This is a genomic window from Streptomyces sp. M2CJ-2, from assembly GCF_016757295.1.
Classification (GTDB): domain Bacteria; phylum Actinomycetota; class Actinomycetes; order Streptomycetales; family Streptomycetaceae; genus Streptomyces.
Map to the genome: position 1 here is coordinate 90,292 of NZ_JAESIF010000007.1, position 14,343 is coordinate 104,634.

Annotated in this window: 13 protein-coding genes; 12 read left to right on the forward strand and 1 reads right to left on the reverse strand. The window is 70.1% G+C overall.

What is annotated here, in order from left to right:
- Positions 1-37 precede the first annotated feature (37 nt).
- Complete coding sequence (locus tag JL475_RS09070) at positions 38-982, forward strand: helix-turn-helix transcriptional regulator (protein WP_202276929.1); 945 nt, start codon at positions 38-40, stop codon at positions 980-982.
- Positions 983-1,076: 94 nt separating this feature from the next.
- Here the strand turns inward: JL475_RS09070 and JL475_RS09075 are convergent, their stop codons facing one another.
- A complete protein-coding gene (locus tag JL475_RS09075) occupies positions 1,077-1,898 on the reverse strand; it encodes an SAM-dependent methyltransferase (protein ID WP_202276930.1) in 822 nt (273 codons plus the stop codon).
- A gap of 312 nt (positions 1,899-2,210) precedes the next feature.
- On the opposite strand from JL475_RS09075, the gene JL475_RS09080 reads away from it, so the two are divergent.
- From JL475_RS09080 to JL475_RS09130, 11 genes are all read left to right on the forward strand, one after another.
- Entirely contained in the window at positions 2,211-3,383 is a 1,173-nt protein-coding gene (locus JL475_RS09080; RefSeq protein WP_202276931.1) for a cytochrome P450, read from the forward strand.
- Entirely contained in the window at positions 3,380-3,568 is a 189-nt protein-coding gene (locus tag JL475_RS09085) for a ferredoxin (RefSeq protein WP_202276932.1), read from the forward strand. Before JL475_RS09080 ends, JL475_RS09085 begins: the two co-directional genes overlap by 4 nt.
- Positions 3,565-4,707 carry an NAD(P)/FAD-dependent oxidoreductase gene (locus JL475_RS09090; protein ID WP_202276933.1) on the forward strand — a complete coding sequence of 381 codons (1,143 nt, stop codon included), beginning with the start codon at positions 3,565-3,567 and terminating at the stop codon, positions 4,705-4,707. Before JL475_RS09085 ends, JL475_RS09090 begins: the two co-directional genes overlap by 4 nt.
- A 9-nt stretch (positions 4,708-4,716) precedes the next feature.
- Positions 4,717-5,634 carry a LysR family transcriptional regulator gene (locus JL475_RS09095; protein ID WP_202276934.1) on the forward strand — a complete coding sequence of 306 codons (918 nt, stop codon included), beginning with the start codon at positions 4,717-4,719 and terminating at the stop codon, positions 5,632-5,634.
- Positions 5,635-5,880: 246 nt separating this feature from the next.
- Positions 5,881-6,855, forward strand: a complete 975-nt coding sequence (locus JL475_RS09100; RefSeq protein WP_202276935.1) for a phosphotriesterase — start codon at positions 5,881-5,883, stop codon at positions 6,853-6,855.
- A gap of 49 nt (positions 6,856-6,904) precedes the next feature.
- Positions 6,905-7,864 carry a phosphotriesterase gene (locus tag JL475_RS09105; protein WP_202276936.1) on the forward strand — a complete coding sequence of 320 codons (960 nt, stop codon included), beginning with the start codon at positions 6,905-6,907 and terminating at the stop codon, positions 7,862-7,864.
- Between the two features lie 44 nt (positions 7,865-7,908).
- A complete protein-coding gene (locus JL475_RS09110) occupies positions 7,909-9,024 on the forward strand; it encodes an NAD(P)/FAD-dependent oxidoreductase (protein ID WP_202276937.1) in 1,116 nt (371 codons plus the stop codon).
- Between the two features lie 4 nt (positions 9,025-9,028).
- Positions 9,029-9,952, forward strand: a complete 924-nt coding sequence (locus JL475_RS09115; protein ID WP_202276938.1) for an alpha/beta hydrolase — start codon at positions 9,029-9,031, stop codon at positions 9,950-9,952.
- A 35-nt stretch (positions 9,953-9,987) separates the two neighbouring features.
- On the forward strand, positions 9,988-10,929 hold the full coding sequence (locus JL475_RS09120; protein WP_202276939.1) for an MBL fold metallo-hydrolase: 942 nt from the start codon (positions 9,988-9,990) through the stop codon (positions 10,927-10,929).
- An 18-nt stretch (positions 10,930-10,947) separates the two neighbouring features.
- Positions 10,948-12,684 carry a CocE/NonD family hydrolase gene (locus JL475_RS09125; protein ID WP_202276940.1) on the forward strand — a complete coding sequence of 579 codons (1,737 nt, stop codon included), beginning with the start codon at positions 10,948-10,950 and terminating at the stop codon, positions 12,682-12,684.
- 658 nt (positions 12,685-13,342) lie between these two features.
- Positions 13,343-14,281: a dienelactone hydrolase family protein gene (locus JL475_RS09130; protein WP_202276941.1), complete on the forward strand. Its 939-nt coding sequence runs from the start codon at positions 13,343-13,345 to the stop codon at positions 14,279-14,281.
- Positions 14,282-14,343 lie beyond the last annotated feature (62 nt).

Genomic DNA, 14,343 nt, shown 5'->3' on the forward strand with positions numbered 1-14,343 from the left:
TGTGAATCGCCCTTGTGTCGGTCTGCTGGGAGTCAGGATGTCCGCCGCCTCGCATCGCGTCTCCCGCCTGGAACCCTACCTGGACCGCCCCGAGCCGGCTCCGACCCTGCTGAAGATGCTGGTCGGTGTGCAGTTGGCGGGCTTCCGCGAGGACGCCGGGCTGGCCCAGGACCAGGCGGCGCGCTCCGTCGGTTTCAGTGCGGCGAAGCTGTCCCGCATCGAGTCCGGCAAGGGGCGCCGCCCACCCACCGAGGGCGATGTCCGGGCGCTGCTGGAGCTGTACGGCACCGACGACTACGAGATCTCGGTGCTCCTCAAACTGCTCCGGCGGGCCGGGGATCCGGGCTGGTGGCAGCGGTACGACAAGCGGCTGATGCCCGAGTGGTTCGACCGGCTGGTCGGGCTGCAGGAGGCCGCCGCCACCATCCGCACCTTCGAGATCCAGTACGTTCCCGGTCTGTTGCAGACGGCCGCCTACACCCGCGCGGTGGTGGAGCGCGGTCTGCCCAACGCCCCGGCCGAGGAGGTGCGGCGCCGCGTGGAACTACGCATGCGGCGGGCGGAGTTGCTGCTGCGCGAGGGAGCTCCGCAGCTGTGGGCGGTCATCGACGAGTCGGTTCTGCTGCGTGTGCTGGGCAGCGTCGAGGTGATGCGCGAGCAGCTCGAACACCTCGCGCGGATGGCGGAACGCCCCAACGTCACGGTGCAGATCGTGCCGTTGGACGTGACCAACGCGTCGGCCCCCGCCATCCCGGTGACGTATCTGCGCTTCGACGGTCTCGATCTGCCCGACGTGGTCTACCTGGAACACATCAAGAGCGCCAACTTCCTCGAGGACCTCGACGAGACGGAGGAGTACCGGATCGCGCTGGACCGCCTCGCCGACGAGGCCCTGAAGCCCCGTGACTCCCTGGACCTGCTGCGCACCACGATGGAGAGCCGCTACCCCTCGCCCCGTTCCGCCCCGCACTCCGAGGCGTAGCGGTCCCGTGAGGCGCGGCCGGCGCGGAACGCACGCCGCCCCTCGCACGATCCGGTGATCCGGGTTCGCGCGAGGGGCGGCGGCGTGCCGGGGCCTACAGCGGGATCCGGCCCACGCCCCCGAACTCGATCCACTCCTGGGTGAGCTGACGGGGAGCCACCTCCGTGTCCGGGCGCCACGTGGAGACCTCCACCAGGCCCGGCTCCAGGACCTCCAGGCCTTCGAAGTACGACTCGACGTCGCTCTCCTGCCGCACCCGGCCCCAGTGTCCCTGGGTCGCCTGGTCCATGAACTCCGTGACGGACTTGCGGACTTCGGCGTCCTCGCTGACCAGCTGGCACATCACCAGGAAGCTGCCCGGTGCGAGCCGTTCACGGACCCGGCGGGCCACGGCGAGCGGGCCGTCGGTGTCGCTGTCCGGGATGCAGTGGAACACGGAGTTGAACAGCACGCAGGCCGGCTGCGAGAAGTCGATCAGGCGCTGTGTCTCGGCGTGACCGAAGATCTCGTCGGTCTCCCGCATGTCGGCCTGTATGACCACGGTGCGCTCGTCCTGCTCCAGCAGGGCGCGCCCGTGCACCAGCACCATCGGGTCGTTGTCGACGTACACCACGTGGGTGGTCGGGTCGATGCGCTGGGCGACCTGGTGGACGTTGTCCTGGGTGGGCAGACCGGAGCCGTGGTCGAGGTACTGCCGAATCCCGTACTCCTGGGTGAGGACCCGGACGACGCGCTGGAGGAAGCGCCGGTTGTTCAGGGCCAGGCGGCGCGTGCTGGGCACCACCTTGTCGAGCTCTTCCACGGCGGCACGGTCGGCCGAGTAGTTGTCCTTGCCGCCCAGGTAGTAGTCGTACATGCGCGCGGCCGTGGGCACGGTTGCGTCGATCTCGGTGGACAACTGCTTACCGGTGTGCATCGTTCCCCCTGCGGAGTGCCAACTGGGCTGGCTGGACAGGGAGTACATCCTAGGGAGCGCCGCGCGGCTCGGACCAGTCCATGGGCGAACAAGCCCCCGAAGGAATGGTGGAGTTGTCCTTGCCGGTGCCAGCAGTCACCGTGTGCGTGCCGGTATCACATGTTTCCTCCCGCCGCCGTGGCGCGGGGGAGGCCGCCGACCGTCCCGGTGCGGGCCTGCCGGAGTACCGCAGGGGAAGCATGAATTGCGTGCATGTTACGGCATGTAAAACATTCACTTGATGGATGTGAAGATCACCACTTCACTGGGGGCATGGTCACTCCACCCACCTCCGGTATCGACCTCTTCGCCGACGAGGTCGTGCTCGACCCCTACCCCGTTTACGCCGAACTGCGGGAGCAGGGCCCGGTCGTTCACCTTCGGGAGAACGACGTCTACGCGCTGACACGGTACGACGTCATCCGTGACGCACTCGCGGACTGGGAGTCGTTCTCCTCGACCTCGATCGCGTTCAACCCGATGGCCAACGAGGCGCTCACCGGCACCTCGCTCGCGTCCGACCCGCCGGTGCACACCCAGCTGCGCGCCACGCTCACCGAGAACCTCTCCCCGCGGGCGCTGCGTGGTCTCAAGGGCGGGATCGAGAAGAAGGCGGACGCTCTCGTCGCCGAGCTCGTCGAGACGGGTTCCTTCGAGGCGATCGACGCCCTCGCCCGCGCCTTCCCGCTGGAGGTCGTCGCGGACCTGATCGGCTTCACCGGCCACGTGCGCGACAACATGCTGCGCTGGGGGCAGGCCGCCATGCAGGTCCTCGGCCCGATGAACCAGCGCACGGCCGAGAACTTCCCCATCGCCGGCGAGCTCTACGGATGGTGCTCCGAGGTCAAGGCCGACGACCTGGCCGAGGACTCCGTGGGCCGCGGCATCTTCGAGGCCGAGGCGCGCGGCGCCATTCCGCCGGACACGGCCGGCCACATCATCCACCAGTACCTCGGCGCCGGTGTCGACAGCACCATCGCGGCGATCGGCAACATCGTCGCCCTCTTCGCCGAGCACCCCGACCAGCTCGCCCTGGTCCGCGCGAACCCGTCGCTGATACCGGCGGCGTTCAACGAGGTACTGCGCTTCTGGCCGCCCATCAACGCCTGGGGCCGGCGTGCCACCAAGGACGTCGACATCGACGGGACCGTCATCCCCGAGGGCGCGCAGATCGCCGTCCTGCTCGGCGCCGGCAACCGCGACCCCCGGCACTACGAGAACCCGGACGCCTTCCTCGTCGAGCGCAACCCGGTCGACCACCTGGCGTTCGGCTACGGCCCGCACGGCTGCGCGGGCCAGGGACTCGCCCGCCTGGAGGCCCACGCGGTGATCGACGCGCTGTCCCGGCGCGTCGAGCGCCTCGTCGTCGGACCCGAGGTCCGCGTTCCCAGCAACACCACCCGGAGCATCGAGGAGCTCCCCGTCCTGGAGGTGATCCCCGCATGAGGATCGTTCTTGACCGCCCCCGTTGCGAGGGCCACGGCCTGTGCGAGGAGGCCGCCCCGCAGCTCATGCACCTCGACGACGAGGGCGAGCTCGTGCTCGACCGCGAGGAGGTCGACGGGGCCGACGTGGCCCTGGCGAACGCCGCCGCCCGCGTGTGCCCGGTCGCCGCGCTGAGGGTCATATGAGCACCGGCTCCCTGAACCGCGTCGTCGTGGTCGGCAACGGGATCGCCGGGCTCACCGCGGCCGACACGCTCCGTGAAGCCGGCTTCGACGGCGAGCTGACCATCGTCGGCGACGAACCGCGCCCGGCGTACAGCCGCCCGGCCCTGTCGAAGGCACTTCTGCTCGACAGTGACGACATGTCGTCGCACGAGCTTCCACCGGCCGGTCACGGAGCGACCGAACTGCTCGGCGTACGCGCGACCGGACTCGACCTCGACCGTCGGCGCGTCGCACTCGACGACGGTACGGAACTGCCGTACGACCGCGTGGTCCTGGCCACCGGCTCCCGGGCGCGGCGGCTGTCCGACCTGCCCGAAGAGCTCACTCTGCGCGGGCTCGACGACGCGCTGTCCCTGCGCGAGCGGCTGGCGGGCAAGCCGTCGGTCGTCGTGGTCGGCGGCGGCCCGCTCGGAATGGAGATCGCCTCCGGGTGCCTGGCCGCCGGCTGCCGGGTCACCGTCGTCTCCCAGGGCGTACCCCTCATCCTCCAGCTCGGCCCCTACCTCGCCGACGTCTTCGTCAAGGCCGCGCTGGACCGGGGACTCACCGTCGTCGAGACCGCGGCGGCACGGCTCGAACGGCGGGACGGAAGCACTCGGGTCGTCCTCGAGGAGGGCGCGGTCCTCGACGCGGAGCTGATCATCACCGCCGCCGGCGACGTGCCCAACACGGAGTGGCTCGCGGACTCGGGACTCACGGCGAAGGGGCCCATCCCGGTCGACCGGCGCGGGCTCGTCCGCCCCGACGTGGCGGCCGTCGGTGACCTCGCGGCCTTCCCCACTCGGCACGGCCTGCGCCGCGTCCCCCTGTGGAGCAGCGCGATCGAGCAGGCGAAGGTCGCCGCCACGGCGCTCGTCCGCGGCGACGAGTCGCCGCCGCTCCGGTTCCAGCCGTACTTCTGGACCGAGCAGTTCGGACTGAGTCTGAAGGCGATGGGCCACCTTCCGGTGGAAGGGGAACCGACGTACGTCGACGGGCAGCCCGGGGGCGGGCCGGCGTTGATGCGCTGGCCGCACGAGGACGGCACCGGCGACGTCGTGGCGCTCGACTACCGGATCCCGATCCCCCGGCTGCGCCGCATGACCCAGGCAGCCGCGTAAGGTCGACACATGGGCGAAGAGGGCACCACGGGTTCGGGGCTGGACCGACTGGCATCGGTCAACCTCAACCTGTTGGTGCCCCTCCTCGCGCTCCTCGAGGAACGTTCGGTGACCAGGGCCGCGGAGCGGGTCGGTCTGTCACAGCCGGCGATGAGCCACGCGCTCACGAGAATGCGGCGGCTGCTGGGTGACGACCTCGTCGTCCGGCAGGGCACGAGCCTCACGCTGACCCCGCGCGCGCTGGAGCTGATCGCGCCGCTGCGCAGTGCCCTGGAACAGACGGCACACATCGTGAACTTCCCCTGCTTCGATCCCGCCACGGATCGGCGCGTCATCACGATCGCCATGACGAACAGCACGGCGTTCGTCGTCGGTCCCCGACTGGCGAGGCTCGTCGCCGAGCGTGCGCCCCACGCCACGTTGCGTCTGCGCACGATCACGGTGCCGACGGAGGCCACCTTCACCGACAAGGGCGTCGACGTCGTGCTGCTCTCCGAGGGGCACTTCTCGCCGTACCCGCGCGAGCGGCTGTACAACGACCGCTGCGTGGTGGTGGCCTCACCGGACACGCCACCGGAAGCGAGCGCGCTCGACCTCCTGACCACTCAGCCGCACGTCGTCGTCGACACCGAGCAGCGCGTCTTCCCGTATTCGGTGCTCGACGAGAAGGGAATCACCTACCGCGTCGGCCAGTTGAGCTCCGACTTCCTGCTGGTGCCCTTCCTGGTGGCGCGCGCAGGCGGCGTCGCTCTCCTCCGTCACCGGGTCGCCGCCGCCATGCAGGCGCTCGCCGATCTGCGGATCGAGGAGTTCCCGTTCCCGCTTCCCGGGCTCGGGATAGACATGGTCTGGAACCCCCGGCTGGCCGATCAGTACTTCATGGAATGGCTCCGGGCGCTGCTGTTCGACGTCGCGACCAACCTCTGACGCCGACAACGCTATCCGCCGTATCCGCCGTATCCGCCGCATTCGCCACATCCGCGCCGCGAGGCCGTCGCCTCCTGGGGCGGCCTTGACGTGCAGCGCCGGACGGAAAGTTCCGGTTTGTCCGCACCCGTTCCCCGCGCATCGTTTTACGTGTCGTTCATTTCATTGACGCTATGTAAACCGAATCGATACTGTGCCAGCAGCCACAGGGTGCTGGGCACCCCACCTGAACACGTGAGGGCAGGCATGAGCGTCAAGAGCAACACCGTCAACACCGTTCTGGGCCCGGTGCCGACCGAGCAGTTGGGCGTCGTCGCGGTCCACGAGGCCCTGCTCTCCGTGGTCCCGGGTGCCGAGCACGCGTACGACATCACCATCGACCGCGCCGAGGTCTTCGAGACCCTCGCCGCGAAGCTGAAGGACTTCCAAGCCCACGGCGGCGGCACGATCGTCGACAGCACCGGCATGTTCCACGGCCGGGACGTCCGGCTGTACGAGGCCCTCTCCCGCACGACCGGCGTGCACATCGTCGCCTCGACGGGGCAGGGCCCGGAGGAACTGCTCGGCGGCTACTTCCTCACGCCGCAGACCAACCCGCCGACGCCGTGGCCGGCCGAGAAGTTCGCCGACCTCTTCGCCAGGGAGGTCACCGAGGGCATGGTGGTCCCCCGCGTGGAGCGCCGCGGCGCCGCCGGCCTGGTGGCCACCACCGCGACCCTCGAGGGCATGACCGCGACCGACGAGAGCCTGTTCCGCGGCGCGGCCCGGGCCGCCCTGAGCACCGGCGTCGCGGTCTCCGTCCGCTACGGGAGCGACGCCGTCCACGACCTCGACGTCGTCCTGGACGAGAAGCTGCCGGCCGACCGCGTGGCCGTCGGCGGACTCGACCGCAAGGACGCCGTCGCCGCCGGCGCCCCCCTCGAGATCGCCCGCCGCGGCGCCTACGTCGCGTTCGACCACGTCGGTGTGGAGGACGAGGCCCACATCACCGACGCCGAGCGCGCCGACCTGGTCGCCGACCTGGTGCGGGCCGGCTTCGGCAACCGGATCCTGCTCTCGAGCAACGCGACCGGCGTGGCGAAGGGCCACCCCGGCAACGACCTCCCGTACAGCTACGTCCTGACCACCTTCGTCCCGCTCCTGAAGACACGGGCTCTCAGCGACGAGGACACGCGGCGGATCCTCGTGGAGAACCCGCGCGACCTGCTGTCGACGCGCTGAGCGCGCCGGCACGAACGACCATCGAGTTTCTTCAGCAAAGGTGAGTGTTGTGTCGAGAGTGAACACCGTCCTGGGGCCGATCCCGGCCGAGGAGCTGGGCCTCGTGGCCATCCACGAGCACATTGGCTACGGCATGCCCGGCTCCGAGCTGGACACGAAGTGGTGGAAGACCCCCGAGCAGCGGTACGAGGAGACCGTCCCGAAGCTGCGCAGGTTCCACGAACTGGGCGGCGGCACCTTCGTCGACGCCACCGGGATCTGCAACGGCCGCGACGTCGACTACTACAAGTCACTGTCCGCGAAGACCGGCGTCCACATCGTCGCCTGCACCGGCTTCGTCGGCGGTGACACCGCCCTACCGCACTTCGCCCGGGCCGACGTGGACTACCTGACCCGGCAGTTCGTCCACGAGATCACCGTCGGTATCGGCGACACCGGCAGCCTCGCCGGTGTCATCAAGGTCGGGGTGAGCCGCGGCGGCCGCATGACGGACCTGGACAAGCGCATCTACCGGGCCGCGGCCCGCGCCTCGCTCACCACGGGCGTGCCGATCCTCACCCACCTCGCGATCGACGCCGAGAACGCGATCGCGATCTTCAACGAAGAGGGCCTCCCCCTGGACCGCGTCCTGTTCGGGCACGTCGACGACGGCGTGAACGCCGACAAGACGCGCGACGTCTGGATCGCGGAGCAGGGCGGGCGCATCGGCTTCGACACCTTCGGCTACGAGACCGAGCTGCCGGACCCGCCGTTCTGGGCCCGCCCCCGCCAGGAGCGGCTGGACCACTTCCTCCGGTTCATCGGCGACGGCCGGCTGCACCAGGTCCTCGCCTCCGCCGACGCCAACTGCAGCCCCCTGGGCTGGCCGGGCGTGAAGGGCCACACCGTCAACTACATCTTCGAGGACCTCATCCCGGACCTCCGCGCCGCCGGTCTCGACGAGGCCGCGATCAAGACGATCTTCGTCGACAACCCGGCCGACTTCCTCACCCTCCGGAAGTCCTCCTGATCCTCCAGAGCTTTTCTGACCCTCCAGAATCAGAGAGAACCACCATGCAGACCTCAGAACTGAAGAACCTGAAGATCGCCATCGTCGGAGCGGGTTACGGCGGTGCGGCGGCGGCCAAGGCCCTCAGCCTGCTGGGCGCCGAGGTCGACGTCTACGAGCAGGCGACCCAGATCCGGGAGGTCGGCGCCGGCATCGGTCTGCGTCCCTCCACCATGAACCGTTTCCGCGAGTGGGGGATCTTCGACGCGATCGCGAAGGTGAGCTCGCCGAGCGAGTACTTCGAGATCCTCACGGCCACCGGTGACCCGATCATGAAAGAGACCTGGCCGGTCTCCGGGGAGCAGACCCACACCCACCTGATCCACCGCGGTGACTTCATCGACGCCCTCCTGGGCGTGCTCCCCGAGGGCATGGTGCACCTCGGTCACAAGCTGGAGACCGTCCAGGACAACGGCGACCGCTCCGTCCTCACCTTCGCGAACGGCAAGACCGTCGAGGCCGACCTGGTCGTCGGCGCCGACGGCATCAAGTCGGTGGTGCGCCACCAGCTGTTCAGCGACAAGGGCCCGGTGTTCTCGGGCGAGCACGCCTACCGCGCCGTCATCTCCGTCGACGACGCCCACGGGATGGTCACCGACGACAACCTGCGGATGTACATCGGCAAGGGCACGAAGATCTACCTGCTGCCGCTGCGCCACCGCGGCCAGGTGTCGTTCGACATCACCGCCCTGTGCCCGGACAGCACCTGGAACCCGCAGAACACGAAGGAGGACATGCTGGCGACGGTGGAGGGCTTCGACGAGCGCCTCGTCAGCATCACGCGTGACCTCGACATGGCGACCGTGAACATCCGCGCGGTCTACGACATCGACCCGGTCGACAGGTGGCACTCGGACTCCGTCGTCCTGGTGGGCGACGCCGCCCACTCGATGCTGCACCACCAGGGTCAGGGCGCGAACTCCGCCATCGAGGACGCCGGCGCGCTCGCCGACGCCCTGCGGGACGCTGACTCCCTGAAGGAGGCGCTGGCCCAGTACCAGGCCACCCGCAAGCCGGAGACCGACAAGCTGCAGGCCATCTCGCGCCAGGGCTGGTCCGAAGAAGAGATCGAAGACGTCTTCCCCGGCCAGAAGCCCGCCGACGCCGCGCCGAAGGAGTAACGGAATGCCCCTGCACCCTGAGATCGCCAAGTTCCTCGCCGGTCTGCCGACCCCGCCCGAGGGCCCGCTCGACCCGGTCGCCATGCGCGCCGGGGACGAGGCGCACGTCGCTCCCCCCGAGGAGCGCCTGCCGCTCCACGCGGTCGAGGACGTGACCGCGAAGACGGCGTCGGGCGAGGTACCGGTGCGGATCTACACACCGGCCGAGGCCGACCGCCACGGCGTGCTGGTCTACTTCCACGGCGGTGCCTTCTTCCTCGGCAGCCTGAACACGCACGACCACGTCGCGCGCTCGCTGGCGAAGGAGACCGGGCTCAAGGTCGTCTCCGTCGGCTTCCGGCTGGCGCCCGAGGCCGCCTTCCCCGCCGGTCTCGACGACTGCTACGCGGTCGTGCGGTGGGTCGCCGAGGAGGGGGAGAGCCTGGCCTGGGACGGCACGACGCTCGCCATCGCCGGCGACAGCTCCGGCGGCAACCTCGTCGCCGCGGTCGCGGCCAAGGCACACGACGACGGCTTCGACCGGATCACGCACCAGATCCTCTACTACCCCTCGCTGGACCTGGACTTCGACGTCGACCGCTATGCCTCGCTGCGGGAGAACGCCGTGGGCTACGGCCTGGAGACGGCGGGGCTGAAGCCCTTCAACGCCTTCTACATCGACAGCGGCGCCGATCCCGCGGACCCGCTCGTCTCGCCGATCAAGCGGGCGGACCTCACCGGGCTGCCGCCGGCCCTCGTGGTCACCGCGGAGTACGACCCGATGCGCGACGAGGGCGAGCTCTACGGCCGGCGGCTGCAGGAGGCCGGCGTGGAGGCGACGGTGAGCCGGTACGAGGGCGCGGGCCACGGGTTCGTGCAGCACTTCTCCTGGATCCCGGAGTACCACGAGGTCTTCGCCGAGACGCGCGACTTCCTCGGTCGGCGCTGACCCGGCCGACCGCGTACCAGCACAGAAAGAGGGCCATGACGCACGCAGTTCCCGTCCACCCCCTGGTCTCGCCGTGGGGCCGGTTCGGTCTCTACAGCTTCTTCATCGACGCACCCGAGCCGGCCGTCGTCGACACCGGGATCGCCTCCTCGCCCGCCGAGGGGATGGTTCCCGCGCTCGAGGCGATCGGCCGCCGCATCGAGGACGTGCGCTGGATCCTGCTGACCCACGGTCACATCGACCACGTCGGCGGGGCGCACGCCCTGTGGGAGCTCACCGGCCGGCGCGCACAGGTGGTGATCCACGAGGCCGACGCCCCGATGCTCCGCTCGCGGCGGGCCCACGTGGAGGAGTACCTCGCGGGACGGGGCCGGTACCTGGGCGACCCGGAGGGAGAGGCGAAGGTGACGGCCGCCGCGCAGGCCGTCATCTCCGGCGAGATGGAGCCCACCCTGCTCCTCAAGGGCGGCGAGACCCTCTCGCTGGGCGGCGGCGTCACCGTCTCGGCGCACTCGATACCGGGCCACACGCCCGGATCGGTCGCCTACGTCGTCGACGGACAGCGCTCGGTGTTCGTCGGCGACTCCGTGCAGGTCCACGGGGCCGCCAACGGCTTCCCGGGCTACACGGACCCGGCCGCCTACCGCACCGGTCTGGAGTACCTGCGGGACGAGATCCGTCCGCAGCGGCTGTACCTCGGACACCCGTACCGCCGCGCCGACGGCACGCCGTACGGCGTCGAGCTCGACGCCGTACAGGCCCGGGAGGCCATCGACCAGAGCCTCGCCGTCGAGGGCCGGGTCGCCTCGGCCGCCTGCGGCTGCCTGCGGGCCGGCCTGGAGGAGACGGATTCGCCGTACTCCCCGTTCGCCCGCGCCGCCGAGGAACTCGGCTACACCGGCGACCCCACGCTCGAGCCGTCGCCGTTCTTCACCTCGATGCACGGCTACCGCACGCAGCACGACCAGAACTCGTAGTACAGGAGCTTCGCACTCATGACTGACTTCCAGACGATCCAGGCGGGCGAGCAGGAGATCGCCGTCCGCAAGGATCTCCGGATCCCGATGCGCGACGGTGTCATGCTGGCGGCCGACACCTACAGCGGCGTCGACGACAAGCCGCGTCCGGCGCTCGTGGCGCTCAGCCCGTACGGCAAGGAGCTGCAGGCCCTCGCGCTCACCACGCCGCCGCAGCGGCGTCCCAGCCCGATGTGGGACGGCTGCATCGAGGCCGGTGACATCGCGCGCGTCGTGAAGGAGGACTACGTCCACGTCATCGGCGACCTGCGTGGCTCCGGCGACTCCGAGGGCGAGCACATCGGCAACTACAACGCCGGTGGCGTCCCGCTCGGCCAGGACGCGTACGACTTCATCGAGTGGGTCGCCGAGCAGCCGTGGTGCGACGGCAACGTCGGCATGATCGGCATCTCCTACTTCGGCTCGATGCAGGTGCTGGCGGCGGCCGAGCGGCCGCCGAGCCTCAAGGCGATCTTCGTCAGCGGCGGCCACTACGACTTCTACGAGACCACCTACCACGGCGGCGTCATGTGGTTCATGCCGCGCGCCGCCCGCGAGGGGCGCGGTGGCGACTCCGGCTGGGCCTTCACCGACGGCGTCAAGTCCCGCATGCTGGAGACCTTCTCCCCCGAGGAGATCAAGGAGCGCGTCGCCGAGCGCCTGAAGGACCCGGACGTGGCCGCCTGGCCGAACCTGGTCCACGTGCTGAACTACCCGAAGAACCACGAGGCCTGGTTCGACATCGTGATGAACGAGGTCGACGGCGAGTGGTACGAGGAGCGCAACCCCGTCACGCTCGCGCCCGACATCGACATCCCGGTCTGGCTCCAGATCGACCAGGGCCGCGGCTGGACGCTGGACGGCACCATCGAGGTCTTCAACCGTCTCAAGGGCCCCAAGAAGCTGGACATCGGCCCCTACCCGCCCATGCAGTCGCGCCCCTTCATCGAAGAGCACGACAAGATGTTCCGCTGGTACGACTACTGGATCAAGGGCATCGACAACGGCGTCATGGACGAGCCCGCCGTCACCGTCCACGTCGAGGGCTCGCGCGAGTACGTCACCGGTGCGCAGTGGCCGCCGAAGGCGGTGGAGCACAAGGCGCTCTACCTCCGCCCGCGCCGCAAGCTCTCCTTCGAGCCCGAGCCGATGGGCGCCGAGTACGCCGCCCCCGACGGCTTCTACCAGGCGCCGCTGACGGTGACCGACAAGGTGGAGATGCTCAGCTGGAGCACCGAGCCGTTCACCGAGCCCACCGAGATGATCGGTCAGGGCGCGGCGCACCTCTTCGCGGAGATCGACCAGCCTGACACGAACTTCATCCTGCGCATGTGGGACGAGGCTCCCGGCGGCAAGCGTCAGCTCCTCACGACCGCCTACCTCAAGGCATCGCACCGCGAACTCGACGAGGAGCGCACCACGGAGGGCGACCCCTACCACCCGCACATGCGTGCGGTGCCGGTCGAGCCGGGGAAGATCGAGGAGTACGTGCTGCGCGTCTACCCGTTCGCGGCGACGTTCCTGCCCGGCCACAAGCTGGTCGTTGAGCTCTCCAACGCCGAACCGCTGGCCGACGAGCACAACGCCCTGCTGCCGCCGGACGCCTTCCACCTGCCGGTGGGCCGCCCCGTCACCCACAAGATCTACCGTGACGCCGCGCACCCCTCCCGGCTCCTGCTGCCGTTCACGACGGCCACGGCGGCAGACGCGCGCTGATCCCGCCCGCGCGGGTGCGCGCACCACCGATCTGCTCCCGGCACGGCCGGCGCCGGCGCCCGCCGTGCCGGGAGCAGAGGTTCCTCACCGGAACGGCGGGCGGTTTCAGCGGGCTTCCACGACCTCCTGGAACGACTGCATGCAGGGAAAGCAGTGGCGGTCCGTCGCGTGGCGCCGACGGGACTCCTCCTCCTTCTCCACCCCGCACAACGTGGTCCTCTTGTCCGTGGTAAGGACATGCCACACAGGCTCCCCCGAAGTGTCTGCACCGCACCACATCTCGTGCATTCCCAGCTCCCTCCGGGTAGGCAGGCCGCTTCCATCCGAGCACGGAGCGGGCCGAATCGACTTCCGGAGAGGGCCATGCGGGTGACGCGCGGGCAAGTGCGCTCGAGTTCGCGCACGGCGGTCACCTCCGCCCGGCGGGCCGCCGGCACAGGGGACTGACGGGCCCGGGGGAGCGGGGCGACGAGGCGGCGGAAGGAGACCGGTGAGATTGCCGGTCCGCGCCGGCCCCTTCCACGCCGACAGTGGCAACCGCCAGCCCCAGAGGCGGCGCCCACGGCCGGAGCACGGTCACTCCCACGTTCCATGTCGTACCTCGTACCCCGTGCACCGGCCGCCGGGCGGCTCGCCGCGACAGAGAGGACCACTCGTCGTGCAGCAGCACCCCCACAGCAGCACCTCGGCCGTGACCGTGCGCCCGGCCCGCACCCGGCGGGGCAGAACCGGACGGTTCGCCGGCCTGGCCGCGGCCGTGGCCGCCGTCGTCAGCCTCACCACCCTCACCGGTCCCGGCGCCCACGCCGCGGACAACCCCTACGAGCGCGGTCCGGCGCCGACCGAATCCAGCATCGAGGCGCTGCGCGGCCCGTACTCCGTCTCCGACATCTCCGTCTCCTCGCTCTCCGTGAGGGGCTTCGGCGGAGGCACCATCTACTATCCGACCAGCACCGCCGACGGAACGTTCGGCGCGATCGCCGTCTCGCCCGGCTACACCGCCTACCAGTCCTCCATCGCCTGGCTGGGCCCGCGCCTGGCCTCGCAGGGTTTCGTGGTGTTCACCATCGACACGAACACCACGCTCGACCAGCCCGCCTCCCGCGGTGACCAGCTGCTGGCCGCGCTGGACTACCTGACCCGAAGCAGTGCGGTCCGCAGCCGCATCGACAGCAGCCGCCTCGGCGTCATGGGCCACTCGATGGGCGGCGGCGGCACCCTCGAAGCCGCGAAGGACCGCCCCTCACTGCAGGCGGCGATCCCGCTGACGCCCTGGAACCTCGACAAGACCTGGCCCGAAGTCCGCACCCCGACCCTGATCTTCGGGGCCGACGGCGACACGATCGCCCCGGTCTCCACCCACGCCGAGCCCCTCTACACCGGTCTGCCGTCCTCCCTCGACCGGGCCTACCTGGAACTGAACAACGCCACCCACTTCACGCCCAACTCGAACAACACCACGATCGCGAAGTACAGCGTCTCGTGGCTGAAGCGGTTCATCGACAACGACACCCGCTACGAGCGGTTCCTGTGCCCGCTGCCGCAGCGGAGTCTGACGATCGAGGAGGCGCGGGGCAACTGCCCGCACACGTCCTGAGGTTCCGCCGGACCTCGACCCGGTGGCGGCCCGCACGCGGTGCGCGGGCCGCCACCGGCGTT